The following is a 24,493-nucleotide window of genomic DNA, read 5'->3' as shown; positions in this document are numbered from 1 at the left end:
GGATTGTCGGCCGTCCGGCGCAGAATGGAGGCATGACTGAGACCACTGGTTCGACGAGCGATTCCATTCCGGCGTGGGAGCAGCGCTTCCGGGCCCCCCGGGTGTCGCTGCCCGACTGGGCGGAGGATGCGCCGGACCGCGCGCTGTTCGTCTCCAATGCGACGGGGACGTACGAGCTCTACGCATGGGACCGGTCGACGGGCGAGCAGCGCCAGGTGACGGACCGGCCGAACGGGACGACGGACGGCGTGCTGACACCGGACGGCGAGGCGGTGTGGTGGTTCAGCGACACCGACGGGGACGAGTTCGGGGTGTGGATGCGCCAGCCGTTCCGCGCCGGCGACGAGGCGGCGGGGGACGAACCCGCGGCTCCCGGTCTCGATCCCTCCTACCCGGCCGGGCTCGCGATCGGACGGGACGGGACAGCGGTGATCGGCCGTTCGACGGACGAGGACGGCACGACGGTCCATGTCGTACGGCCCGGGGCAGCGCCCGTGGAGATCTACCGCCACCGTGAGTCGGCGGGGGTCGGCGACCTGTCGCGCGACGGCTCACTGATCGCGCTGGAGCACACCGAGCACGGCGACGCGATGCACTCCGCGCTGCGCGTGGTGCGCCCCGACGGGACCACGGTCGCGGAGCTGGACGACACCGAGGGGGGTACGAAGGAGCTCGGCCTCGCGGTCCTCGGCTTCGCACCGGTCGCCGGTGACACCCGGCTGCTGGTCGGGCACCAGCGGCGCGGCCGCTGGGAGCCGATGATCTGGGACCCGGTGGCGGGCACCCAGACGGACCTCGCCATCGACCTGCCCGGCGATGTCGGCGCCGAGTGGTATCCGGACGGCTCCGCGCTGCTGGTCGAGCACGGCTTCGAGGCCCGCAGCGAGCTCTGGCGGTACGAGCCGGCCGCGGCCGGCGGTGCCCTGGTGCGGGTGGAGACGCCCGCCGGTTCGGTCTCGGGTGCCACGGCCCGGCCGGACGGCACGGTGGAATACCTCTGGTCGTCGGCCGCCGAGCCGCCCGTCGTGCGCTCCACGACCGGTGCGGTGGTGCTCGATCCGCCCGGCGCGAAGGCCCCGGTGTCCGTGCCGGTCGAGGACGTGTGGGTGGACGGGCCCGGGGGCCGCATCCATGCGCTCGTCCAGCGCCCGGCCGCTCCGGCCGAGGGCCCGTTCCCGACCGTGTTCGAGATCCACGGCGGACCGACCTGGCACGACAGCGATGCCTTCGCGGCCGGGCCCGCCGCCTGGGTGGACCACGGCTATGCGGTCGTGCGGGTCAACTACCGCGGCTCGACGGGCTACGGACGGGCGTGGACGGACGCGCTCAAGCACCGGGTCGGCCTGATCGAGCTGGAGGACATCGCGGCGGTGCGGGAATGGGCGGTGAAGTCCGGCCTCGCGGACCCCGCGAAGCTGGTCCTGGCCGGCGGCTCCTGGGGCGGTTATCTGACGCTGCTCGGCCTCGGCACACAGCCCGGCGACTGGGCCATGGGCCTGGCCGCGGTCCCGGTCGCGGACTACGTCACGGCGTACCACGACGAGATGGAGGCCCTCAAGGCGATGGACCGCACCCTGCTGGGCGGGAGTCCGGAAGAGGTGCCCGAGCGGTTCGAGGCCTCGTCGCCCCTGACGTACGTCGACGCCGTGCGGGCGCCCGTCTACATCTCGGCGGGCGTCAACGACCCGCGCTGCCCGATCCGCCAGGTGGAGAACTACGTCGACCGGCTGAAGGGCCGCGACGCCGTGCACGAGGTCTACCGGTACGACGCGGGCCACGGCTCGCTCGTCGTGGAGGAGCGGATCAAGCAGGTCCGTCTGGAGCTCGACTTCGCGCGCCGCCACTTGGGAGACGCGTGGGGCGGCGCGTAGGCGCGGCGCGCACGGCTCGTAGGGGCCGGATAAAGAGGGGCTTCCCGGGTGCCCCCGCTCCGTCGGGCCGGAGCGGGGACCGTACCGTGGAGGGGTGTACCGGTTCCTGCTGACCCCGCGATGGTGGGGGATCAACCTCTTCGTCGTGCTGGCCATCCCGTTCTGCGTGTTCATGGGCACCTGGCAGCTCGGCCGCTTCGAGGACCGCGTGCAGACGCACGAGGCCGCCGAGAAGCAGCCCGCGCCGGGCACGATGGCCGCCGAGCCGCTCGACGAGCTGCTGCCCGTCGACACGGTGACCTCCGGCCGCCCCGCCACCGCGAGCGGCCGGTACGCCGATCAGTTCCTGGTGCCCGGCCGGAAGCTGGACGACCGCAGCGGCTTCTACGTGCTGGACATGCTGCGCACCGACAGCGGCAAGGCCCTGCCGGTGGTGCGCGGCTGGCTGCCCGGGAAGGCCGGACACACCCAGGTGCCGGCCGCGCCGACCGGCCGGGTCACCGTGACCGGCGACCTCCAGGCCTCGGAGAACACGGGCACCGACGGGGTCGACGCGAAGGGCGGACTCCCCGACGGCCAGGTCGGCATGATCAGCGCCGCTTCCCTGGTCAACCTCGTGCCGTACGACGTCTACGACGCCTGGGTGACGCTCCAGGACACCGACGCCCGCACGGGTGCGTCCGGGACCGGCGCGTCCGGGACCGGCGACGCCGCCCTCACCGACACCCCGGGCAAGGGCAGCGGTGAGCTGCGTCCCGTACCGGCCGCCGCGGCCCAGGGCAGCGGGCTCGATCTGAAGGCGTTCCAGAACCTCGGCTACACCGGTGAGTGGTTCGTCTTCGCCGCGTTCGTGGTCTTCATGTGGTTCCGGCTGCTCCGCCGCGAGGCCGAAGCCGCCCGGGACCTGAAGCTCGGCCTGATCGCCGACGAGGACATCCCCGAGAACACCGAGGCCCCCCGCGCGGGCTGACCGCCCGCGGTCCGAGAAGTACGGGGCGGTCCCAACGGCCCGCCCCGTCGGCGCTCCCTGGAATCGGGGCCCCCGCGCCGGGCCGGGCCCCGCCTCACCCACCTATTCCTACGAAGTGGGGTCGAGCACACCCGTCCGGTAGATCGTGCCCGCGCAGGCGTTGGCGATCGTCGTCTCGGCGACCGGCGCTCCCGGTTCCGGCGTGTGCTGCACGGACACGGCGCCCGGTGCCGTGCCGTCGCCCTCCTCGCTGCCGAACTGCGTCTCGGTACCCGCCTCGCTGTCCGAGGCTCCGCTGCCCGTCGTGGACCCGGCCGCGACCCCCGTACTGCCGGCCGCACCGTCCGTAGGCGTCGGGGAGGGTGAACCGCCCGTGGTCGGACAGGTGTCCTGGGGCACCCAGGCGAACTGCACCTCGTAGGTCATGGCCGGCTTTAGCAGCACCGTCGCCTCCTCCTGGGCAGGATCGGGCAGTCCGGACGCCGCATCCCCCTGGATGTGCCGGACGACCACGATCTTGGTCGGGTCGGCCGCACCCGTCGCCGCGAAGCCCACCGTGCCGCTGCTGCTCACCGAGCAGTTCTCGCCGGACACGTTGGCGATGCGAAAACTCCCGTACACCGTGCCGTCGGCACCGGCCGTGCCGGTGCTCGCGGAGGCGACTCCGAGCTGGTCGGGGGCGCAGGCCGGCATGGTGGCGGCCTCCACACTGGCGGACGGGCCGTCCGAGGCACCGCCGGCCACCTTCTCGTCCGTGTCCTGGCCGCTGCTGTCCGACGGAGTGGCCGTGCTGTCCGGGACGCCGTGAGCACCGCTCTGGTGCCCCTCGCCGCCGGTGCCGCCCCCGTTGCCGGATACCGCACCGGGTTCCTCGCCGCTGCCGCCCTGCGCCTGCTCGCCGTGACCGGCGATGGCGGGGCTGGCGGTGGTCGAGCCCTCGGAGTTGGCGACATGGACGAAGGCGGGGACCGCGGTGCCGATGAGCAGCGCGGCCGCCGCCACCCCGACGAGTGCCTGCCGACGGCGCGCACGCCGTGCGGGCACCGCGCGGAACAGGTGGTCGAGGGTGCCGTCGCTCGGTTCGAGGTCCCGCACGGCGCCCTGCATCATTCGGCGCAGCGCGGCCTCGTCGAGAGCTTCACCACCGAGGGGCCCGGGACCGAAGAGGCCGGAAACCCCGCTGGAGGGGGCAGCGCCGCCACCGGGGTGCGCGCCCTCCCCTGCGTCGTGGTCCGTGTGCGGGGTGTTCTCCGGCCCGAGGTTCACAATTCCGTTTCCAGTCCGGTGATTTCGATGTCCGCGCGCGGGTGGACGCCGGTTTCCGTTCCCACTGTCGTGCTCGTGATCGTCGTCATGGGGCCGGCTCATGCCTGCGCCTCCATCACCACGCGCAGCGCCGCGATACCGCGGGAGCCGTACGCCTTCACCGAGCCCAGGGATATCCCCAGCGTCTCGGCGACCTGCGCCTCGGTCATGTCTGCGAAGTAGCGCAGCACCAGCACCTCCCGCTGGCGTCGTTGCAGCCCCCGCATCGCTTTGATCAGCGCGTCCCGCTCCAGCTGGTCGTACGCCCCCTCCTCCGCGCTCGCCATGTCCGGCATCGGCTTGGAGAGCAGCTTCAGCCCCAGGATGCGGCGGCGCAGCGCGGAGCGGGAGAGGTTGACGACGGTCTGGCGCAGGTACGCGAGCGTCTTCTCCGGCTCGCGTACCCGGTTGCGCGCCGAATGAACACGGATGAACGCCTCCTGCACGACGTCCTCACAGGAGGCCGTGTCGTCCAGCAGCAGGGCGGCGAGGCCGAGCAGCGAACGGTAGTGGGCGCGGTAGGTCTCGGTGAGATGGTCGACGGTGGTTCCGGCTGCCACGGCCTCCTCAGCGCCCTCGCGCTGCGACGGCAGCCCCGCAGGCCGCGCTGCGGGCATGGGCGCGATCACCGGCATACCGCCGGACGCGCGGGGCCGTCTGAGCGGTCGCACCGAAGCGCCGCGCAGGGGGCCCACCACTGTGATATCGAGAACCTCTGCCACGCCAGTTGGACACGTTTCCCCCCGTCAGGGTTGTACGCATACGGCACCGCGTTTGACACCATGCGATATGCCTTCATACGTACCCGCTCTTCCCCAAATGCCCCGAATATGCGCTACGCCGCGCAGGAAGTGACCGCTGAGACGCGTGCCACCCGGCCGGCGGTTGCGACGGGCCGAAAGGTCATCGTCTGCCACCGCGATACCCCAGCTCAAGAGGTTCAGACCAGCAAGTTGCTCACAGGGCTTTCACAGAGCGTACAAAACAGGTTCGATCAGGACCGAGGAAATTCGGAAGCCACCGCTTCGGCGATCTGCGCCACGTTCAGCGCGGCCCCCTTGCGGAGGTTGTCGCCGCAGAGAAAGAGCTCCAGCGCCCTGGGGTCGTCCAGTGAACGACGGACCCGGCCGACCCAGGTCGGGTCGGTGCCCACCACATCGGACGGGGTGGGGAAATCTCCGGCTCCCGGGTTGTCGTACAGCACGACGCCCGGTGCGGTGGCCAGGATCTCGTGGGCCCGGTCGACCGCGACCTCGTTCTCGAAGCGGGCGTGCACGGACATCGAGTGCGTGGCGATCACGGGTACGTAGACACAGGTCGCCGAGACCCTCAGCGCGGGCAGATCAAGGATCTTGCGGCACTCGTCGCGGATCGCCAGCTCCTCGGACGACCAGCCGTCGCCCGCGTCCGTACCGGCCCACGGCACGACGTTGAGAGCGACGGGTGCGGCGAACGGGCCTTCGTCCGTGTCGCCCACCATCCGGCGCACGTCGCCCGGCTTCGTACCGAGTTCGGTGCCGGCCACCATCGACAGCTGCTCACGCAGCACGGCGACGCCGTCGCGCCCCGCCCCGCTCACCGCCTGGTAGGAGGAGACGACGAGCTCCCGCAGCCCGAACTCGGCGTGCAGGGCGCCGACCGCGACGATCAGCGACAGCGTCGTGCAGCTCGGGCTCGCGACGATGCCGCGCGGCCTGATCCGTACGGCATGGGGGTTGATCTCGGGGACGACGAGCGGGACGTCGTCGTCCATCCGGAAGGCGGCGGAGTCGTCGATGACGACGGCGCCCTTGGACGCGGCGATCGGCGCCCAGCGCGCGGAGACCTCGTCGGGCACCAGGAAGAGCGCCACGTCGACGTCGTCGAAGACGTCCTCGGTGAGTCCGAGGACCTCGACCTCCTCACCGCGCACGACCAGCTTGCGGCCGACCAGACGCGGTGAGGCGATCAGTTTCACCTCGCCCCAGACATCCGCGTGTTCCGTGAGGATCTGGAGCATGACGCCGCCGATCGCCCCGGTCGCGCCGACGACCGCGAGCGAAGGGCGGCGTGCGGTCATCGGCCGGTGCCCCCGTACACGACTGCCTCGTCGGAGTCGCTGTCGAGGCCGAAGGCGGTGTGCACGGCGCGCACGGCCTCGTTGACGTCGTCGGCGCGGGTGACGACCGAGATGCGGATCTCGGATGTCGAGATCAGCTCGATGTTCACACCGACGTCGGACAGCGCCTCGAAGAAGCCCGCGGTGACGCCCGGATTGGTCTTCATGCCCGCGCCGACCAGGGAGATCTTGGCGATCTGGTCGTCGTAGCGCAGCGACTCGAAGCCGATGCCGGCCCTGCTGCGCTCCAGGGCGTCGATGGCCTTGCGGCCCTCCGCCTTGGGGAGCGTGAAGGTGATGTCGGTCAGACCGGTCGACGCGGCGGAGACGTTCTGCACCACCATGTCCATGTTGATCTCGGCGTCCGCGATGGCGCGGAAGATCGCTGCGGCCTCGCCCGGCTTGTCGGGCACGCCGACGACCGTGACCTTGGCCTCGGAGACGTCATGGGCGACTCCGGAGATGATGGCGTGCTCCACCTGCTGGTCCCCTTGCGGCTCGTTGCTGACCCAGGTCCCGCGCAGCCCCGAGAAGGACGAACGGACGTGGATCGGAATGTTGTAGCGGCGTGCATACTCCACACAGCGGTGCAGCAGCACCTTGGAACCGGACGCGGCCAGTTCCAGCATGTCCTCGAAGGAGATCCAGTCGATCTTCCGGGCCTTCTTCACGACCCGCGGGTCGGCGGTGAAGACACCGTCCACATCGGTGTAGATCTCACAGACCTCGGCGTCCAGCGCCGCCGCGAGCGCCACCGCGGTGGTGTCCGAACCGCCGCGGCCGAGGGTCGTGATGTTCTTGCCCTCCTGGCTGACGCCCTGGAACCCGGCGACGATGGCGATGTTGCCCTCGTCGATCGAGGTCCGGATGCGGCCCGGCGTGACATCGATGATGCGCGCTTTGTTGTGGACCGAGTCGGTGATGACACCGGCCTGGCTGCCCGTGAACGACTGGGCCTCGTGGCCCAGGTTTTTGATCGCCATCGCCAACAGGGCCATGGAGATCCGCTCTCCGGCGGTCAGCAGCATGTCGAACTCACGCCCGGCCGGCATCGGAGATACCTGCTCGGCGAGATCGATCAGCTCGTCCGTCGTGTCGCCCATCGCTGACACCACGACAACCACCTGGTTGCCGTTCTTCTTGGCGTCGACTACTCGCTTGGCGACCCGCTTGATGCCTTCGGCATCGGCTACGGAGGAGCCTCCGTACTTCTGCACGACAAGGCCCACGTGCGCTCCTCGCTCAATCCATTTATCGCGGTCGGCTCAGTTTAACGAGCAGTCCGGAAACGACCCGTTACTACCACATGCTGAGATGTCCCGCCCACCACGTGATCATTGGCGTGTCGCCCCGAACTGCTCGTAGGAGTCTGCTGCCCGCCGATCACCCGCCCACTCCCTTATGTGGCCCAGCCCACACGGAGAGGGCTGGGCCACATCAGGCCGTGATCAGCAGGTGAGGCAGGGCTCCGCGCCGTGCCCGAGCTGGTGGACGGCGGTCTCGCCCAGCGCCCCGGAGAAGGCCTGCACCTCGTCGACCGATCCGTGCAGGTACTCGCCCCAGCCGTCAGCCGTGTGGCCGCGCCCCACCTGGAGGCCGCCGGTGCTCGTCCAGGACGAACGGAATTCCACGCCCTCACTCGGCTGGCCGTCCACGTACAGCGTGATCCGGTCGAATGCGGCGTCGTGGACGACCGCGATGCGGTGTCCCCCCGATCCGCCGTCGTCCGCCAGCGCCATGATGCCGGCGACCGTCTCGTCGGCTCCCTGCGCATCCGCATGGCTCATCACAAGCTCGAACCTCAGCGCAGAGGGCACGTACCGCACCTTGAACGCGTCACCGTGCTCCCCGCCCTGCGAGAGCACCGTCATAGGACGAGTGGGCTCCTGGTCCGCGAACTGGACCACCGCACCGATGGTGAAACTGTCACCGGTGTCGACGACCGGGCTGTCCGTGGCGGCATACCCGCCGGCCCCGTCGAGATCCAGCTGCCCGGAATCGACGAGTGGATAGGTGGGCGGCACGCATTCCGGGTCGGCAATCGGGTCACACGCGTCGGCAGGCAGGTTGTAGACCGAAGCGCCGGCCGCGAGCTTCAGCGGCTCGCCACCGTGCAGCTCCGGGCTGAGACCGTCGGACGCGGTCTCCAGGGACCAGTGACCCCGCTCCTGCGGGGTGCGGAGGGCCAGCTCCGCGGCCTCGGCGGGGACCACGACCCGGTCGTATGTCCGGACGTCGCCGATCTCGCCCTGCCAGCGGTCCCGATAGCCGGCCTTGCCGCGTGCGCGGCCGATCTGGAAGTCACCGGTGACCGTCGAGGGTGCGGCCTCGGTGGCGGTGCCCGCCTCCTGGCCGTTCACGTACAGATGCGCCAGCCCCGTCTCGGCGTCGTACAGGCCGAGCACATAGGCCCACTCGCCGGCCTCGGGACGGCCGCCGCTGACGCGCGTACCGCCGATGCCGAACGACCAGACCGGCTCAGCGTCGCCGGTACGGGCTCCGAGCGTGAAACCGGGCGCGGTGCCCGCGTCCTGGCTGGCGAGCGTCATGTCGTGGTCCAGCGCCGCAGGCCGTACCCAGCCGCCGACCGCGAAGGTCTTCCCGGGGTCGACGACCTGCGCGGCGGGCGTCAGGAAGCCGTGTCCCGTCCCGTCGAGCGTCGCCGTGGACGTCAGCGAGGTGCCCGAGGGCACTGGGCCTCCGAACGTGACTCCCGTGCCGGCACGGGCCGCGGTCCCCGCCGTGGGTGTGGCGGACGTGGAACCCGCGGGGTCGGCCAGTGTCCACTGCCCGACCGGGGAGCGGCCCGCCTGGACGTAGAAATGGTAGTAGGTAGTCGAACTGCGACGGCCTGAACGGTCGTTCGCGGAGACCTCAAGGCTGCCCGGTGCTCTCGACGTCGGCATGAAGCGGATCTCCGCGGAACCGTCCGGCCCGTCCGCCTGCACCGTCCCGTACGGACCCCCGACGAAGCCGTACGTGTAGCTGACGACGTCGTCCGACGGAGAATCGAAGTGGAACGTCCCGTAGACCCCGACACCGTCCGACCAGAAGACGTCCTCCGGGTATTCGGCCGAAGTGACCGTGGGCTTCTCCGGACTCACATCGTCGATCACGAACTCGCAGGCTGCGCCACTGGCATCGGCCGCGCTCCACGGCGAAACGGCCTCGCCGTCATCGGCCCGCACCCGCCATGAGATGACCGTCGACGCCGGGAGGTCCGAGGGAAGCTGCCACCTCACAGTGGAACCGGACGGCAGCAGCGTCGAGGGGTGGTAGCTCCGGCGCTGCTCGACGCCGTCCCCGTCCGTCCACCACGCCTCGAACTCCCCGGTGACGAAGTCATCCTCCACCGGATCCGACAGCACCGCGGCCACCCGCGGGGCCCCCGGCACGTACGGCCGGTCGACTCCCGCGGCACACGGCTTCGAACCCGTCGTCAGATCCGCGGCAACCGGCTGGAGCGGCGGCAGATTGTCCGCCGCCACGGCCGCGTTCGGCGCCGCCAGCACGACGGCCACACCGACCGACAGCACTCCGAGCCACCGGGCTCTCCTACGTCTTATCCCGCTTGTCATGCTTTCGAGTCCCCTCCCCTGCAAGGCCCGTGGTGATCACGGGCTGGGGGAGGCTAACAGCGGGCACCGACAACGGGCCCGGCATTTTTTCACCGCCGCAGGGGTCGCTATCGGGCGGCTCCCCGCACCTCTCGTGGGCCCGAACCCTGCGCGACCGAACCCGCCCACTCCTCGCGCAACATCCCGAACAGCACGGTGTCGTACCGCTTGCCCTCCACCAGTACGGTCTCCCGGCGCCGGCCCTCCTCGCGGAATCCCGCCTTGGTGAAGGCACGGACGGCCCGCTCGTTGCCGCTCCAGGTGTCGAGCTCGATCCGGTGCAGCCCGAACGCCCCGAACAGGTGCCCCACCAGCAGCTTCAACGCCTCCGAGCCGTACCCGCCGCCCCAGTGGTCCCGGCTGCCGATGGTCACGCCCACCGTGACCAGCCCGGCGAACGGGTCCAGGTCCCGGTAGTCCACCATCCCGATCACCGCGCCGTTGCCGAGGTCCTCGACCGTGAGGACCGCCGAGTCCCTCGGCATCAACCGCAGCATCGTGTCGAAGGCGAGCCCGACGGCCTCCGCCGTGACCGGACCGAATATCGGGTCGCCACCCGTGGCCCAGTGCACCACCTCCGGGTCGTTGCGCCACCGGAGATGATGTTCCGCGTCGTCCGCGCGCAGCGCGCGGAGCCGTACCAGCTCGCCCTGAATCATCCGGTGATGGTAGATCCGGGGCGGTCCCGCGGCGATCTTGTTTTCGAACCGCCCGGGAGCCGCTGTGTGAGCCGCTGTGACAGGGCCCCGGGAGCCGCTACTTCACCGGACGCAGCCCCAGCGGGCCCGCGATCTCCTCGACCATGACGCGGCCCGCCTCCTCGGCCAGGTCGTCGTCGCCCGCGTCCTGGTCGGTGTCCAGGCCGTCGAGCTCCTGGAGGGGCTGGTTCAGCCGGATGTGGGCGATCAGGGACTGGAGTGCGCGCAGGGCGGCGGAGGCGGTGGAGCCCCAGTTGGAGAAGTAGGAGAACTGCCACCACCACAGGGCCTCCGTGGTGCGGTCCTCCTCGTAGTGGGCCAGGCCGTGGCGCAGGTCCGTGACCAGGTCGGCCAGGTCGTCGGAGATGCGGGCCGGGACCGGGGCCTTGCGGGGCTCGTACGGGTCGAAGACCTCGGAGTAGACATCGATCGGCGCCAGCAGGGCCGCGAACCGCTCGCGCAGGCCGTCCGCGTCCGGCTCGGCGCCCAGGTCCGGCTCGTAGCGCTCGTCGGGAAGGATGTCCTCGTACGCGCCCAGCCGGCCGCCGGCCAGCAGGAGCTGGGAGACCTGGAGGAGCAGGACCGGGACGGCCTCCTCCGGCTCCTCGACCATAGACACCTCGGTGACCGCGACGATGAACGTCTTGATCTGGTCGGCGATCTGAACCGCGAAGTCGTCGGGGTCCTGCGTGACAGTGTTCAGCGTGGCGTCAGACATCGAGGAGACCTCCCGTGGGCACGGTCGCAGACGGTGAGTAGAAGATAGCTGCGCTGAACGTAAAGCCGCCGTGAGACCGCCGGTCGACGGCCGGAAGACGATCAGACATCGAGCAGACGCCTCCCCTCGAAGGCGCGGCCGAGGGTGACCTCGTCCGCGTACTCCAGGTCGCCGCCCACCGGCAGGCCGCTGGCCAGCCGGGTGACGCGCAGACCCATCGGCTTGACCATCCGCGCCAGGTACGTCGCGGTGGCCTCGCCCTCCAGGTTGGGGTCGGTCGCCAGGATCAGTTCGGTGATGGAGCCGTCGGCGAGACGGGCCAGCAGCTCGCGGATGCGCAGATCGTCCGGCCCGACGCCCTCGATGGGGCTGATCGCCCCGCCCAGGACGTGGTAGCGGCCCCGGAACTCACGGGTCCGCTCGATCGCCACGACGTCCTTCGGCTCCTCGACCACGCAGATGACCGTCCGGTCGCGGCGCGGGTCGCGGCAGATCCCGCACTCCTCCTGCTGGGCCACGTTGCCGCAGACCGCGCAGAAGCGGACCTTGTCCTTGACCTCCAGCAGCGCATGGGCGAGACGGCGCACATCCGTGGGCTCGGCCTGCAGGATGTGGAAGGCGATCCGCTGCGCGCTCTTGGGACCGACGCCGGGCAGCCTGCCCAACTCGTCGATGAGGTCCTGAACCACGCCTTCGTACAACGGAACGCCTTTCGGGCCGGGTCGGCTTCGTCGTGTACGTACCGTAGGGGGTACGTACGGTCTTGGGTACGTCCGCGGTCGTCAGCGGTACGGACCCTTTCGTCAGCGGTACGGACCCCTTCGTCAGCGGTACGTCCGCGGTCAGAAGGGGAGGCCTGGCATGCCGCCCAGGCCCTGGGCCAGCGGGCCCAGCTTCTGCTGCTGGAGCTGCTGGGCGTTCTCGTTCGCCGCCTGGACCGCCGCCACGACGAGGTCCGCGAGCGTCTCGGTGTCCTCCGGGTCCACCGCCTTCGGGTCGATCACCAGGCCGCGCAGCTCGCCGGAGCCGGTGACCGTCGCCTTCACCAGGCCGCCGCCGGCCTGACCCTCGACCTCGGTCCTGCCCAGCTCCTCCTGCGCCTCCGCGAGGTCCTGCTGCATCTTCTGAGCCTGCTGCAGCAACTGCTGCATGTTGGGCTGACCACCACCGGGAATCACGGTCACTCCAGGCATTTCGACGACAAATGTTTCGGTAAGCCGAGCCTACGTGGTCCCCGGGCAGCGCGCCCCACCCACTGGCGAGCAACTCTTTCGAGTGAGTTCGGGTGGGCGGTGGCAGGACTCCTATACCTGACCAGAAGCCCGGTGCACCCGGGAATACCGCGATTTCGACCCCACGGCCCACCATTCGGCGGTAGGAAGGGGGGCGTCCCGGTACACGCACGCACATCTCCCGTCACGCAAGGTTACGCATGGGGGACTGCGGGTCGCACCGGGGCCAGTGAGCAGCGAGTGCACAGAGAGCAGAGATCCGCCCATCGTCGAGTACGCGGTCGAGAACACGCGTCGCTATGCAGCATGCAGAGGAGTACCCCGGTGAGTCAGCCGGAGATGCAGCCCGAAGGGCCGCCCCGCAACGAATCCGGTGTGCCCGGTCCGGCCACTTCCTCCGGTGCGGGCTCCGGCGCTCGGAGCCGTGAGGCGCAGGGCAGGGACCTGACCGGGACGCCGTTCCCGCTCGGCGACTGGGGCGAACCCGCCCAGCGGCTGGACGAGCTGTACCGCTGGGTCGAGGCCGATGCGCTGCGCACCGCCGACTGGTATCTGGGCGACCGGGTGTGGAAGCGGCGCGGCGCCAGGGCGCTGCGCATGGGGGCCGCGGCCGGGGCGGTGGCGGGCGCCGCGCTGCCGCTGCTCGATCTGACGGGCGCGCTGCACGGCGCGGCCGGCTGGGGGTATCTGTCGCTGCTGCTGGGCGCCGCGTGCATGGCGTGCGACCGGTACTTCGGGCTGACCTCGGGCTGGATAAGGAATCTCGCCACGGCACAGGCCGTACAGCGACGGCTCCAGGTGCTCCAGTTCGACTGGGCTTCGGAGTGCGTGCGCGAGGTGCTCGGCCCGGCCGAGGGGACGGCGAGCGAGGCGGCCGAGCGGTGCCTGGGGGTGCTGCGGCGCTTCTCGGAGGACATCACGGAGCTCGTACGGTCGGAGACCGCGGACTGGATGGTGGAGTTCCGGGCCGGTCCCGCGCCGATGGGCATGCAGGCGCTGGTCTCGGGCGGTTCGGGCGGCGGGCGCACGGAGCCGGGGGCGCAGCCGGGGAGGTTTCCGCTGCAGTCGATGGGCCGGCCGAACATGCCGCGGCAGCGGCCGCCGGAGTCCCCGCGGTGACCGGTCACCGGTGAGCACCGCGGGGAGCGGCGGGGTCCGCGCCCGGCAGCCCCTCAGCTGAAAATGATCATCGAGCCCTGGGCGAGGCTGCGGGTGACCGCCGCGTGCAGGCCGAGCCAGACGTGGCGTTCCCGGGCGAACGGGTTGTCGTCGTAGGGGATCGGCAGCGCCGGTTCCTCCAGCGCGGTGGGCGCGGCGGGCGGCAGCGGGGCGGGCGGCGGGTTGGCCGGATCGATGCCGATGGACGGGGCGACGAACTGCAGCTCCCGCAGCAGCCCGTGCGCCGAACCGAGCGGACCGCCGCCCTCCAGCAGGGCGTCGGTGGACAGCGGCACGGCGAAGTCCACGGGGACGTACGCGCCCGCGTGGTCGTAGTGCCACACCAGGTGCGACTGCTGGGCGGCCGGCTCGAACATCTCCAGCAACTGCTCGTAGTCGCCGCCCAGTTCGTCGACGGGGGTGACGGCGAGGCCGCTGAGCCGGAGGAGGTGGGCGCGGCGCAGGAAGTGCAGCGCGTCGTAGTCGAAGCCCGCGACCGGGGCCACGTCACCGGTCAGTCCGGGCATGTACGCGTAGACGGGCACGGGCGGCAGCCCTGCCTCGCCGAGCGCTTTGTCGTAGACGGCTATCTCTTCGGCGAAGGGGTTGTCGGGGCTGTGGCACAGCACATCGACGAGGGGGACCAGCCACAGGTCACAGGCCACGAAGTCTCGCTCTCATGCGGGGATGCGTGCGGTGGTGCGATGGTCGGGACAGCGTAATGCGGTCGGGACGTCGCGGACAGTGGCCCCTCACGACCGGTTCACGACCGGTTCACGACCGGTCCGGCCCGACCGTCCGTCTGCCGCCCGTCTGCCGCCCGTCCGTCTGCCGCCCGTCTGCCGCCCGTCTGCCGTCCGTCCTCTGCCGCCCGTCTGTCCGGACCGGTCAGGTTCCCGGACGCCCCTGGGCCGCCGGCCCGTCCGGCCGCGGTGCGTGTCCCGGATGGGCCGGGTCTCCGGCCGCCAGCCGGTCCGCCCAGGTCAGGGCGTGGCCGTTGTAGTCCTCGACGGCCCTGCGCAGGGCGTCGCGGTCGCGGTGCGAGATCGCGGTGACGAGGTCGGGGTGCCCGTTCCACAGCCAGTCGCGTACGTCGGTGTCGCCGCGCAGGTACGGGACGGCGAACACCCAGGCCTGGACGCGCAGCCGGTGGAGGAAGTCGGTGATGTAGCTGTTGCCGACGAGCGCGCCCAGCTCGCGCCAGAAGCGCAGGTCGTAGCCGATGAGGATGTCCAGATCGCCGCCGCGCGCCGCGCGGGAGGCCTCCTCGGCCCGGCGGCGTACGGAGACGAGCGCGTCCCGGTAGGCCTCCTGCTCCGGCAGCGAGGGGAGCTCCCCCGTGAAGACGTCGCGGATGACCCCGTCCATGACCAGGGTGCGGGCCTCCACCATCGCGCGGTAGTCCGCGACGGTGAACTCGTGGACCCGGAATCCGCGGTGCTGGTCGGATTCGAGCAGGCCCTGCGCGGAGAGATCGAAGAGCGCCTCGCGGACGGGGGTCGCGGAGACGCCGTACTGCTCGGCGATCTGCTTGACGGTGAACTCCCGTCCCGGCAGCAAACGCCCGGCCAGCACCTCGTCACGCAACGCGTCCGCGATCTGCTGCCGCAGCGTACTGCGGGTGACCGCTCCGCTCGCGCGCATGGGCGCCCCTCCCCTGTTTCGGCCTCGGGTCACCTTAGACGAGGGGAAAAGGGAGGGGCGCGGCAGCGTTACGCGGTGTGCTCGTCGCTACGCGGTGTGCTCGTCGGCCACCGACAGCGCCACGTCGAGAGCGGCCAGGCCCTCCTTGGCCTCGGCCTCGGTGACGTTGCAGGCAGGAACGGCGTGGGTGCGGTTCATGTTGATGAAGGGCCACAGGCCGTTCTTCTTCGCCGCCGCGCCGAAGGCCGCCATCGGCGCGTTGGCCTCGCCCGTCGCGTTGTACGGGACCAGCGGCTCGCGGGTCTCCTTGTTGCGGACCAGCTCCAGCGCCCAGAACGCGCCGAGGCCGCGGACCTCGCCGACCGACGGGTGGTTCTCGGCGAGCTCGCGCAGACCGGGGCCCAGGATCGTCTCGCCGATGTGGGCGGCGTTCTCGATGACCTTCTCGTCCTCCATCACGTGGATGGTGGCGACGGCGGCGGCGCAGGCCAGCGGATGGCCGGAGTAGGTGAGGCCGCCGGGGTAGGGGCGGGTCTCGAAGGTGGCGGCGATCTCGGCGGAGATGGCGACGCCGCCGAGCGGTACGTAACCGGAGTTGACGCCCTTGGCGAAGGTCATCAGGTCGGGCGTGACGTCGAAGTGGTCGGCGGCGAACCACTTGCCGGTGCGCCCGAAGCCCGCCATGACCTCGTCGAGGACGAAGACGATGCCGTACCGGTCGCAGATCTCGCGGACGCCGGCGAGGTAGCCGGGCGGCGGCGTCATGATGCCGGCGGTGCCCGGGATGGTCTCCAGGATGATCGCGGCGATGGTCGACGGGCCCTCGTAGGCGAGGGTGTCCTCCAGGTGCTGGAGCGCGCGGGCGCACTCCTCCGCCTCGGTCTGTGCGTAGAACGGCGAGCGGTAGAGGAACGGGGCCCAGAAACGGACGACGCCCGCGGAGCCGTTGTCGGACGCCCAGCGGCGCGGGTCACCGGTCAGGTTGATCGCGGTGGAGGTGGCGCCGTGGTACGAGCGGTAGGCGGAGAGCACCTTCGTACGGCCGGTGTGCAGCCGGGCCATCCGGACGGCGTTCTCGACGGCCTCGGCGCCGCCGTTGGTGAAGAAGATCTTGTCCAGGTCACCGGGGGTGCGCTCGGCGATGAGGCGTGCGGCCTCGGAGCGCGACTCGATCGCGAAGGCGGGCGCGAAGGTGGTCATCTTCGCCGCCTGCTCCTGGATCGCGGCGACGACGGTGGGGTGCTGGTACCCGATGTTGGTGTAGACGAGGCCGCTGGTGAAGTCCAGGTAGCGGTTGCCGTCGTAGTCCCAGAAGTACGACCCCTCGGCGCCGGCGACGGCGAGCGGGTCGATCAGGCCCTGGGCGGACCAGGAGTGGAACACGTGCGCGCGGTCGGCGGCCTTGACGGCCGCGCCGGCGGCGGAGTCGACAGGGGGATGAGGGGTCATGCGACGAGCGTAGGCGGCGGCGGGCGGCGGCGGGTATGGCCACCTTGTATGGCGTGGGCCGCCTGGTTCGGCAGGGTGTCGGGTCCTCGCGAGACCCCGGGCCGTCGACGCCGCTGCCGGTCCCCGGGATCGCCCGGTCGATGGTCCGAGGCCATGGACACGCCCCGCACCCCGCACCCGCCCGGCCCGGAGGCGCCCGGCGCCCCTCGCGCGCCCGAGGCGCCCGGCGGACCTCCCCCGCGCACCGGCACCCGCCGGGGCAAACCGCGCCGCTATTCTCGACCCCGTCCGGCGTGTCGCCGTACGGGGGAGGACTGCACACCATGGAGAAGCTCGGGGCCACCGATCCACAACGCATCGGCGCCTACCGCCTGCTGGGCCGGCTCGGCGCCGGTGGCATGGGCCAGGTGTACCTGGCCCGCTCGGACCGCGGACGCGTGGTCGCCATCAAACTGGTCCGCGAGGAACTCGCCGAACAGCAGGAGTTCCGCGACCGGTTCCGGAAGGAGGTGCAGGCCGCCCGCCGGGTCGGCTCCACCTGGACCGCCCCCGTGCTGGACGCCGACACCGAGGCCGCCGTGCCGTGGGTCGCCACCGGCTACGTCGCCGGCCCCTCCCTCCAGGCCACCGTCTCGGGGCGCGCGAGCACCTCGGCGGGCCCGGCCCCCGGGGCGTACGGCCCGCTGCCCGACCGCTCCGTCCACATACTGGGTGCCGGTCTCGCCCACGCCCTCCGGGCCATCCACTCCGCGGGACTCATCCACCGCGACCTCAAGCCGTCCAACATCCTGCTGACGATCGACGGCCCGCGCGTCATCGACTTCGGCATAGCCCGGGCCCTCGACACCGTCACCGACGGCGGCCTCACCCGCACCGGCGCCCTGGTCGGCTCGCCCGGCTTCATGTCGCCCGAGCAGGTGCGCGGCGAGCGCGTGACCATGGCGTGCGACGTGTTCTGCCTGGGGTCGGTGCTGGCGTACGCGTCGACAGGGCGGCTTCCGTTCGGTGCGGCAGCCAGCGGGGTGCACGCGCTGCTGTTCCGGATCGCGCAGGAGGAACCGGACCTGACCGGGGTGCCGGTCGACCTCGTGGAACTGATCCAGGACTGCCTCCGCAAGGACCCCGGGGCCCGTCCGTCCACGGACGAGATCCTGGAGCGGCTGGACGAGGGCGACAGCGCGGAACCCTGGCTGCCGGGCGCGCTCATCGCCCAACTCGGCCGCCATGCCGTGGGGTTGCTGGACTCGGAAGACCCGACGGACGCGGTGCCGGACGACGCGGCCCCGGACAGCGCGCCCCTCGACGCCGCGCACCCCGGGAACACACCGCAGCACTCCGCGCCCGACAGCGCCCCCTGGCTCCCCACCGCGGTCGTGCCCCCCACGCCCGCCCCCGCCGCCCCTCCGGCCGAACCGCCACCGCCCGGTCCGCCCTCCCCCACGTACGGCTATCCGCAACTGCCCGCCCAGCCGCACCCCGGCCAGGGGTACGGCTATCCGCAGCAGCAGAACCCCAACCAGGGCTACGCGTACGGCTATCCGCAGCAGCCGGGCTTCGGCCCCACGCCCCCGTACGGCCCGCCCCACCCGGCCGGCGCCCAGCCGCCCGCCCCCGCCCCCGCCCGCCGGAGCGCCGGTTCGACGGTCGCCCTCGTCGCGATCGCGGTACTCGTCGCCATCGGGGCGGGCGGGTCCGTCTACGCGCTCATGAGCGACCGCGGCGCATCCACCGCAGGCCCGGCCGACCCGTCCCCGTCGGACGGTTCCTCCCACTCGCCCTCCCCCGACGGCCCGCAGGACCCGTCGCCCAGCGACGACGGGCAGAACGGGGACGACGGGCAGAACGGCAACGACGAGGGAGCCGTCCCGGAGGCGTATCTGGGCACCTGGTCCGGCAGCATCGACAACGCCGCCGGCCACTCCACCCGCGAACTGGTCATCCAGCAGGGCCAGGTGGGCGAGGCCGTCCTCACTCTCACCGCAGAGGGACCGCTGGACACCGGCGGCACCTACCACTGCGTCTTCGAGGCGGACCTGGCGACCGAGCCGTCCGACGGCGAACCGGTCAGCCTCGGCCCGTCCGCGGTGACGCAGGGCGAACCGATGACGTCCTGCACCCCGGGCAGCGCCACCACCCTCACCCTGCGCCCGGACGGCACCCTGAGCCGGGTGAACACGGACTCCGGCGAGAAGCTCACGTACACGAAGTCGGGCTGAGTCGGAGCAGACTGCGCACCACGAGGCCGACGCCCACGCACAGGACGGCCACCGCGGTGAGGACTGCGGTGTACGGGAGTTGACTTCCGCTCCCCTCCCTAAAGGGAGGAGATTCCTACCACGGTCGGCTGACCGTCTCGGCGGGTTCCTGCTTCTTCGCGCTGCGCCGGGACAAGTCCCGGTCTTACCCGCGCTCGACAGGCTGACACTGCCAGTCCGGCAGCCTTGGCGACGTTGACCGCCGCGTTGATGTCCCGGTCGAGGACGGCCCCGCACGCCGAGCACTCCCACTCGCGGATGTGCAGCGGCTTGGGGCCGTCCTTGACGCCGCACTGCGAGCACACCTGAGACGTCGGCTCGAAGCGTCCGATGCGTACGAGGGTGCGCCCGTACCGGGCAGCCTTGTACTCCAGCATCGTCAGGAATGCAGACCATCCGGCATCATGGATGGACTTGGCCATGCGTGTGCGGGCGAGCCCCTTGACCGCCAGGTCTTCCACTGCGACCGCTTGGTTTTCGCGGATCAGCTTCGTGGAGAGCTGGTGATGGAACTCGCGCCGCGCATCGGCCACCCGTGCGTGAGCGCGGGCGACCTTGATACGGGCCTTCGTGCGGTTGTTGGATCCCTTGGCCTTGCGGGACAGGCGCCGCTGTTCCCGCTTCAGCTTCTTCTCGGCCCGGCGCAAGAAGCGGGGGCTGTCGATCTTCGTGCCGTCCGAGAGGATCGCGAAGTGCGTCAGCCCCAGGTCGATACCGGCCTGACCGGCCACCTCGGGCAACGTGTCGTCCGTCCCGGTCTCGACCACGAACGAGCAGAAGTACCGGCCGGCGGCATCCTTGATCACGGTCACCGTGGACGGAACAGACGGCAGCGTGCGCGACCACTTCACCCGGACATCGCCGATCTTTGACAACGACAGGCCGCCGCCGTTCGTGATCTTCCAGCGGGCGTTGGCGGTGAACCGTACGGCCTGGCGGTTGTCCTTGCGGCTCTTGAACCGGGGTGCACCCATGCGAGGGCGCTTGCCCTTGAGGCCGTCGAAGAAGTACCGGTAGGCGGTGTCCAGGTCACGAAGGGACTGCTGGAGTACGACGGCGGAGACTTCGCTGAGCCAGGCCCGTTCCCCGGCCTTCTTCGCCGCTGTGACCTGCTTCGACAACTCGGCCGAGGTGACGAACGGCAGCCCTTCCATGCGGGCGGTCTCACGAGCGCGAAGCGCATCGTTATAGACCACCCGCGAGCACCCGAACGCCCTGGCCAGCGCTGAGCGCTGCGGACCGTTCGGGTACATCCGGAAGGCGTACCTGAGCTGCATGATGATCAGCGTACGACAATTGGTCTATGGCTGAGTATCAGAACATCCGTACTGGCAGGCACTGCACTTTCGCCCTCCATGCCCACTTGGTTTTCGTGACGAAGTTCCGTCACAAGGTCTTCACCGACGCCCACCTTCGCCGGATGGAAGAGATCATGCGGGACGTCGCGAAGGACTTCGAGTGCGAGATCGTCGAGTTCAACGGCGAGAACAACCACGTGCACTTGCTCGTGAACTTTCCACCGAAGGTAGCCCTGTCCAAGCTGGTCAACAGCCTCAAGGGCGTCAGCTCGCGCAGGCTCCGCCAGGAGCACCCGGAACTCGTCCGGCACTACTGGCGGGCGCAACGGCTGTGGTCCGGCTCGTACTTCGCCGGGTCGGTCGGCGGGGCCCCGCTGTCGATCGTCCGTCAGTACATCGAGCAGCAGAATCGTCCGCTGTGACCTGCGGGTCAGAGCAGTTCCGAGAATCGCTTCACCACCGGGATAAAGCCCGGTGCATTGCGATTAGTCCCGGTAGCACCGCAGCGACGGCAGCCGCCGGATCGCCATGGCGGGGCCGGCCGGGCTCCGGTCCGTCCGGACGGCCGGTTACCGGCCGCATCCGGCCGGGAATTGTGCACTTACTGTGAAGCTCATGGCATACCCTACGGTCCTCGGCCGCACCCCGGTCCCGTCTACGGGTGTCACGCGGCCCCTTCACCGTGGGGGTAGAAGTCATCATCATGCGTACGCGAAGAATCTCCACCGCGACCTCGCTCGCGGTCCTCTTCAGCTCAGTAGTGCTGGTCGGCGGTGCGGCGAACCCGGCCGCCGCCGACTCCAGCAAGATTCTTCCTGCCGCATCCGTCGGCGACATCGTCACGGACGGCGTGCACAAGCGCGTCTTCATCAGCGACCCGACCGGCGGCAAGGTCCTCGTCACCGACTACGACGGTGCGCTCGTCGCGACGCTCCCGTCGCTTCCCGGAGTGACCGGGCTCGACCTGTCCGCCGATTCCGGCACGGTGTACGCCGCGGTCCCGGGCGCCGACGCCATCGTCGCGATCGACACCGCGGCGCTCACGGAGTCGGCCCGGTACGACACCGGCATCGGCACGGGCCCGAAGTACCCGGCGCTCGCGGGCGGCAAGCTCTGGTTCGGATACGGACCGACCGGCGCCGGCCACATCGGTTCGCTCGACCTGACCGGCCCCGAGCCGGTCGTGAACGTGGACCAGGAGACGGCCGGCACCTGGTACCTGGCGCCGACCCTGGCCTCCACTCCCGGCGCACCCGGCGTGCTGGCAGTCGGCGTCGAGAGCCAGAGCCCGACGGAACTGGACACGTACGACGTGTCCTCCGGTACGGCCACGCGGACCGCGTCCACGTTCACCGGGGCCAATCTGCGCGATCTCGCGCTGAGCCCGGACGGCACACAGCTCGTGGTGGCCAGCGGCTCTCCGTACAACCACCAGGCCTACCGGACCTCCGACCTCACGCCCGACATCTCGTACCCGTCCGACGCGTACCCCAACGCTGTCGACATCGCCCCGGACGGGACGGTCGCCGCCGGCATCGACGGCTGGTACGAGCCGGATGTCTACGTGTACAAGCAGGGCGTCACCGCCAAGCCGGTCCGGACGTACGACTTCCCCAACACCGGGAACTCCAGCGGTGCGGACACCCTGGATCCGGCCGGCCTGGCCTGGGCGCCCGACACCAGCCGGCTGTTCGCCGTCACCGTGAACAGTTACGGTGACCGCTCGCTGCGCGTGCTCACCGACCCCAACCGGTCCGTCACCACGGTCACGGTCGACGCCCCGGAGAAGACGAAGCGCGGCAAGAAGCTCATGGTCACCGGCAGGGCGGAGTCGAACGCCCCGTTCGCCGCGGGTGCCACGGCCACGGTGACGCGTACCGACCTGGAGTCGCCCGCGGGCAAGGTCCTGCCCCCGGTGGAGCTGAAGCCGGACGGTGCGTTCCACTTCATCGACACGCCGCCCGCGGGCAGCACGGTCACGTACAAGGTGTCGTACGCGGGTGACGCCACCCACTCCCCCGGGTCGGGCAGCGACAAGGTCGCCGTCTCCCGGGCGGCCTCCTCGCTGACCCTGAACCGCAACAAGGGGCTGTACGCGTACGGCACCGATGTGTCGTTCACGGCGCACCTCGGCACGACGTACAAGAACCGCGCCGTCGAGCTGTGGGTGGATCCGTTCGGACATGACAGGCCCAAGCAGCTGGCGAAGACCGGCACGGTCGACTCCAAGGGCAATCTGTCCACCACGGTCGACATGACGCGGGACACCACCGTCACCGCCGTCTTCAAGGGTGACGCCCGCTACGCACCCAAGACGGTCACCTCCACGGCGTACGCCAAGGTGGCGGTCTCGACCACCATCTCCAAGCAGTACAAGACGGTCAAGATCGGCTCCACCTCGTACGCGTACTTCCACAAGACGACCAACCCGGTCTTCACCACGAAGATGACGTACTACAAGAACCGCAGCCACCTGCTCTCGCTGGAGCTCTACTACGGGGGCAAGTGGTACGACGCGGGCTCGCAGTACTTCCCGCTCGGCACCGCCGGCTCGATCGTGACGCTGACCGGCACGCATGAGACGGGTTACCGGATGCGTGTCCGCGCCTCGTACGTGAACGACGCGTCGGGCGACAACGTGAACTCGACGACGCACGGCGCCTGGAAGTACTTCTACTTCACCAAGTAACCAGGCAGGCCGAACGACTGCGGGGCCGGGCGTACACAGCCCGGCCCCGCAGTCGTGTCGCGACTCGGCCGGCCCCGCGGTCGCGGCCGTCCGCCCGCGCGGAAGAGGCCGCCCCCTACATCAGCGGCTTGACCGACATGAGCAGGTGTTGGTGCGACGGCTCCTGGGGGCCCGCCGCCGCCTCCCGGTCCGTATGCCCGGTGACCATGGCGCGCTGGCCGGGCCCCATCAGCTGGAACCGGACGACCGGGGTGTCGAACGTGGACAGCGCGTCCATCAGATACGACGGGTTGAACGCGACCGTCAGCTCATGGGCCCCCGTCAGTTCGGCGGGCAGTCGCTGGGATGCCACATCGTCCTCGTAACCGGCCTGGAGCAGCACCGAGTCGCCGACGAAGGCGAACTGGAGCGGGCTGTCCCCGTCCGCCACCACCGAGACCCGCTTCACGGCCTCCACCAGCGGCTCGCGCTCGGTCACCGCCGTGACCGGGTCCGCCAGCGCGAACAGCTTGTCGTGGCGCGGCAGTCGGCCGTCCAGGAGCCGGACCGTGGTCCGCATGCCGCCCAGCTCGAAGCCGGCCGAACCGCTGTCCAGCGCCAGGCTGACCATGCCCGCCCGGCCGAAGGAGCGGGCGATCTCGGAGAGCCGGCGGGCCGAGACGACGACATCGGCCGAGACGTCCGCCGCCGCGGGCTTCCACGCCAGCCTGCGGACCGCGAAGCGGTACCGGTCCGTGGCCGCCAGGGTCATCCGGTCCCCGTCGAGCCCCAGCCGGATCCCGGTGAGCGTCGGCAGGGTGTCGTCCCGGCCCGCCGCCACCGACACATCGGCGACCGCATCCGCGAACTCCTGGCCGTCCACCGCCCCGAGCACCCCGGGCAGCGGCGGCAGGGCCGGATAGTCGTCGAGCGGCAGCACCGACAGACCGAAACCGGCACCGCTGCCCGTCACGGTGAACCGGGATCCCTCGACCCCACACTCCACCGCCCCCTCGGGCAACACCCGGCACACATCCAGCAGCCGGCGGCCCATGACCAGCACCTTGCCGGGCCGCACGATCTCGGCCGGTACCTCGATGCGGGCGGACGCCTCGTAATCGAGGCCGGAAATGCAGAGCGTGCCGTCCGCCGCCTCCAGCAGCAGACCGCCCAGCACGGGAACGGGTGACCGCGTCGGCAGCACCCGGGCCGCCCAGGCCACCGCGTCCGCGAGCTCGCCGCGTTCGATCCGGAACTCCATGGTGGTGACCTCTCCTCGTGCGCCGACCGTCTCCGGTCTCCGACGCTAAGGGGCACCACTGACAACGCCACGAAGAAGGCGGCTGCGGCCGACGACAGCGGCCACCCCCGTGAGCCGCTGCCGTCGTCCCCCGTGCCTCTCCCCCGAAAGGCCCGCAACCGCGTTCGGACTCTAGGCCGCGGGGCAGACGAGGGAAAGAATCAGTTCGCACGGTGTGTTCGGGCAGAGGTATCAGTTCGCACAGCCGAACC

General features: G+C 70.8%; 20 protein-coding genes. 6 read left to right on the top strand and 14 right to left on the bottom strand.

Features of this window, described 5'->3' with window-relative positions; all coding sequences use genetic code 11:
• Nucleotides 1-32 precede the first annotated feature (32 nt).
• Both OG912_RS18665 and OG912_RS18660 read left to right on the top strand, forming a co-directional pair.
• The gene (locus tag OG912_RS18665) at nt 33-1,871 is read left to right on the top strand and encodes a S9 family peptidase (protein WP_327710346.1); all 1,839 of its coding nucleotides are present in this window, start codon (nt 33-35) and stop codon (nt 1,869-1,871) included.
• 94 nt (nt 1,872-1,965) lie between these two features.
• Nucleotides 1,966-2,841, top strand: a complete 876-nt coding sequence (locus OG912_RS18660; RefSeq protein WP_327710344.1) for an SURF1 family protein — start codon at nt 1,966-1,968, stop codon at nt 2,839-2,841.
• A gap of 108 nt (nt 2,842-2,949) precedes the next feature.
• On the opposite strand, the gene OG912_RS18655 is transcribed toward OG912_RS18660, so the two are convergent.
• The 9 genes from OG912_RS18655 to OG912_RS18615 form a co-directional block, all read right to left on the bottom strand.
• Nucleotides 2,950-4,107 carry a hypothetical protein gene (locus tag OG912_RS18655; protein WP_327710343.1) on the bottom strand — a complete coding sequence of 386 codons (1,158 nt, stop codon included), beginning with the start codon at nt 4,105-4,107 and terminating at the stop codon, nt 2,950-2,952.
• 98 nt (nt 4,108-4,205) lie between these two features.
• Nucleotides 4,206-4,781, bottom strand: a complete 576-nt coding sequence (locus OG912_RS18650) for a SigE family RNA polymerase sigma factor (protein ID WP_326740666.1) — start codon at nt 4,779-4,781, stop codon at nt 4,206-4,208.
• Between the two features lie 359 nt (nt 4,782-5,140).
• A complete protein-coding gene (locus OG912_RS18645) occupies nt 5,141-6,205 on the bottom strand; it encodes an aspartate-semialdehyde dehydrogenase (RefSeq protein ID WP_327710342.1) in 1,065 nt (354 codons plus the stop codon).
• On the bottom strand, nt 6,202-7,473 hold the full coding sequence (locus tag OG912_RS18640) for an aspartate kinase (RefSeq protein WP_148019924.1): 1,272 nt from the start codon (nt 7,471-7,473) through the stop codon (nt 6,202-6,204). The genes OG912_RS18645 and OG912_RS18640 overlap by 4 nt, the downstream gene beginning before the upstream one ends.
• A gap of 219 nt (nt 7,474-7,692) precedes the next feature.
• Nucleotides 7,693-9,780 (bottom strand): LamG domain-containing protein, encoded by a 2,088-nt coding sequence (locus OG912_RS18635; protein ID WP_327710341.1) that lies wholly within the window; start codon nt 9,778-9,780, stop codon nt 7,693-7,695.
• 149 nt (nt 9,781-9,929) lie between these two features.
• On the bottom strand, nt 9,930-10,520 hold the full coding sequence (locus OG912_RS18630) for a GNAT family N-acetyltransferase (protein ID WP_327710340.1): 591 nt from the start codon (nt 10,518-10,520) through the stop codon (nt 9,930-9,932).
• A 97-nt stretch (nt 10,521-10,617) separates the two neighbouring features.
• Nucleotides 10,618-11,277, bottom strand: coding sequence for a DUF5063 domain-containing protein (locus OG912_RS18625; RefSeq protein ID WP_326737153.1), 660 nt, complete (start codon nt 11,275-11,277; stop codon nt 10,618-10,620).
• Between the two features lie 101 nt (nt 11,278-11,378).
• Nucleotides 11,379-11,978: a recombination mediator RecR gene (recR, locus tag OG912_RS18620; protein ID WP_266780167.1), complete on the bottom strand. Its 600-nt coding sequence runs from the start codon at nt 11,976-11,978 to the stop codon at nt 11,379-11,381.
• A 141-nt stretch (nt 11,979-12,119) separates the two neighbouring features.
• Entirely contained in the window at nt 12,120-12,455 is a 336-nt protein-coding gene (locus OG912_RS18615) for a YbaB/EbfC family nucleoid-associated protein (protein WP_326740667.1), read from the bottom strand.
• 378 nt (nt 12,456-12,833) lie between these two features.
• Between OG912_RS18615 and OG912_RS18610 the strand changes: the two genes are divergently transcribed.
• Nucleotides 12,834-13,628 (top strand): SLATT domain-containing protein, encoded by a 795-nt coding sequence (locus OG912_RS18610; protein WP_327710339.1) that lies wholly within the window; start codon nt 12,834-12,836, stop codon nt 13,626-13,628.
• Nucleotides 13,629-13,681: 53 nt separating this feature from the next.
• Here OG912_RS18610 and OG912_RS18605 read toward each other — a convergent pair whose 3' ends face one another.
• From OG912_RS18605 to OG912_RS18595, 3 genes are all read right to left on the bottom strand, one after another.
• Nucleotides 13,682-14,332: a hypothetical protein gene (locus tag OG912_RS18605; RefSeq protein WP_327710338.1), complete on the bottom strand. Its 651-nt coding sequence runs from the start codon at nt 14,330-14,332 to the stop codon at nt 13,682-13,684.
• 223 nt (nt 14,333-14,555) lie between these two features.
• Nucleotides 14,556-15,311, bottom strand: coding sequence for a GntR family transcriptional regulator (locus OG912_RS18600; RefSeq protein WP_327710337.1), 756 nt, complete (start codon nt 15,309-15,311; stop codon nt 14,556-14,558).
• An 87-nt stretch (nt 15,312-15,398) separates the two neighbouring features.
• Nucleotides 15,399-16,760 (bottom strand): aspartate aminotransferase family protein, encoded by a 1,362-nt coding sequence (locus OG912_RS18595; protein WP_326737157.1) that lies wholly within the window; start codon nt 16,758-16,760, stop codon nt 15,399-15,401.
• Nucleotides 16,761-17,083: 323 nt separating this feature from the next.
• Here OG912_RS18595 and OG912_RS18590 point away from each other — a divergent pair, with 323 nt between their 5' ends.
• Nucleotides 17,084-18,976 (top strand): serine/threonine-protein kinase, encoded by a 1,893-nt coding sequence (locus OG912_RS18590; protein WP_327710336.1) that lies wholly within the window; start codon nt 17,084-17,086, stop codon nt 18,974-18,976.
• 98 nt (nt 18,977-19,074) lie between these two features.
• Here the strand turns inward: OG912_RS18590 and OG912_RS18585 are convergent, their stop codons facing one another.
• Nucleotides 19,075-20,292 (bottom strand): RNA-guided endonuclease InsQ/TnpB family protein, encoded by a 1,218-nt coding sequence (locus OG912_RS18585; protein ID WP_327710334.1) that lies wholly within the window; start codon nt 20,290-20,292, stop codon nt 19,075-19,077.
• A 26-nt stretch (nt 20,293-20,318) separates the two neighbouring features.
• Between OG912_RS18585 and tnpA the strand changes: the two genes are divergently transcribed.
• Both tnpA and OG912_RS18575 read left to right on the top strand, forming a co-directional pair.
• Nucleotides 20,319-20,735 (top strand): IS200/IS605 family transposase, encoded by a 417-nt coding sequence (gene tnpA, locus OG912_RS18580; protein WP_327710333.1) that lies wholly within the window; start codon nt 20,319-20,321, stop codon nt 20,733-20,735.
• A 281-nt stretch (nt 20,736-21,016) separates the two neighbouring features.
• The gene (locus OG912_RS18575; protein ID WP_327710332.1) at nt 21,017-23,002 is read left to right on the top strand and encodes an Ig-like domain repeat protein; all 1,986 of its coding nucleotides are present in this window, start codon (nt 21,017-21,019) and stop codon (nt 23,000-23,002) included.
• 115 nt (nt 23,003-23,117) lie between these two features.
• Here OG912_RS18575 and dnaN read toward each other — a convergent pair whose 3' ends face one another.
• Complete coding sequence (gene dnaN / locus OG912_RS18570) at nt 23,118-24,242, bottom strand: DNA polymerase III subunit beta (RefSeq protein ID WP_327710331.1); 1,125 nt, start codon at nt 24,240-24,242, stop codon at nt 23,118-23,120.
• Nucleotides 24,243-24,493 lie beyond the last annotated feature (251 nt).

Origin of the sequence: Streptomyces sp. NBC_00464 (assembly GCF_036013915.1) — a bacterium.
In the GTDB taxonomy this organism is placed as follows: domain Bacteria; phylum Actinomycetota; class Actinomycetes; order Streptomycetales; family Streptomycetaceae; genus Streptomyces.
The sequence above is the reverse complement of the archived record's forward strand: the minus strand, read 5'-3'. Positions and strand labels throughout refer to the sequence as shown.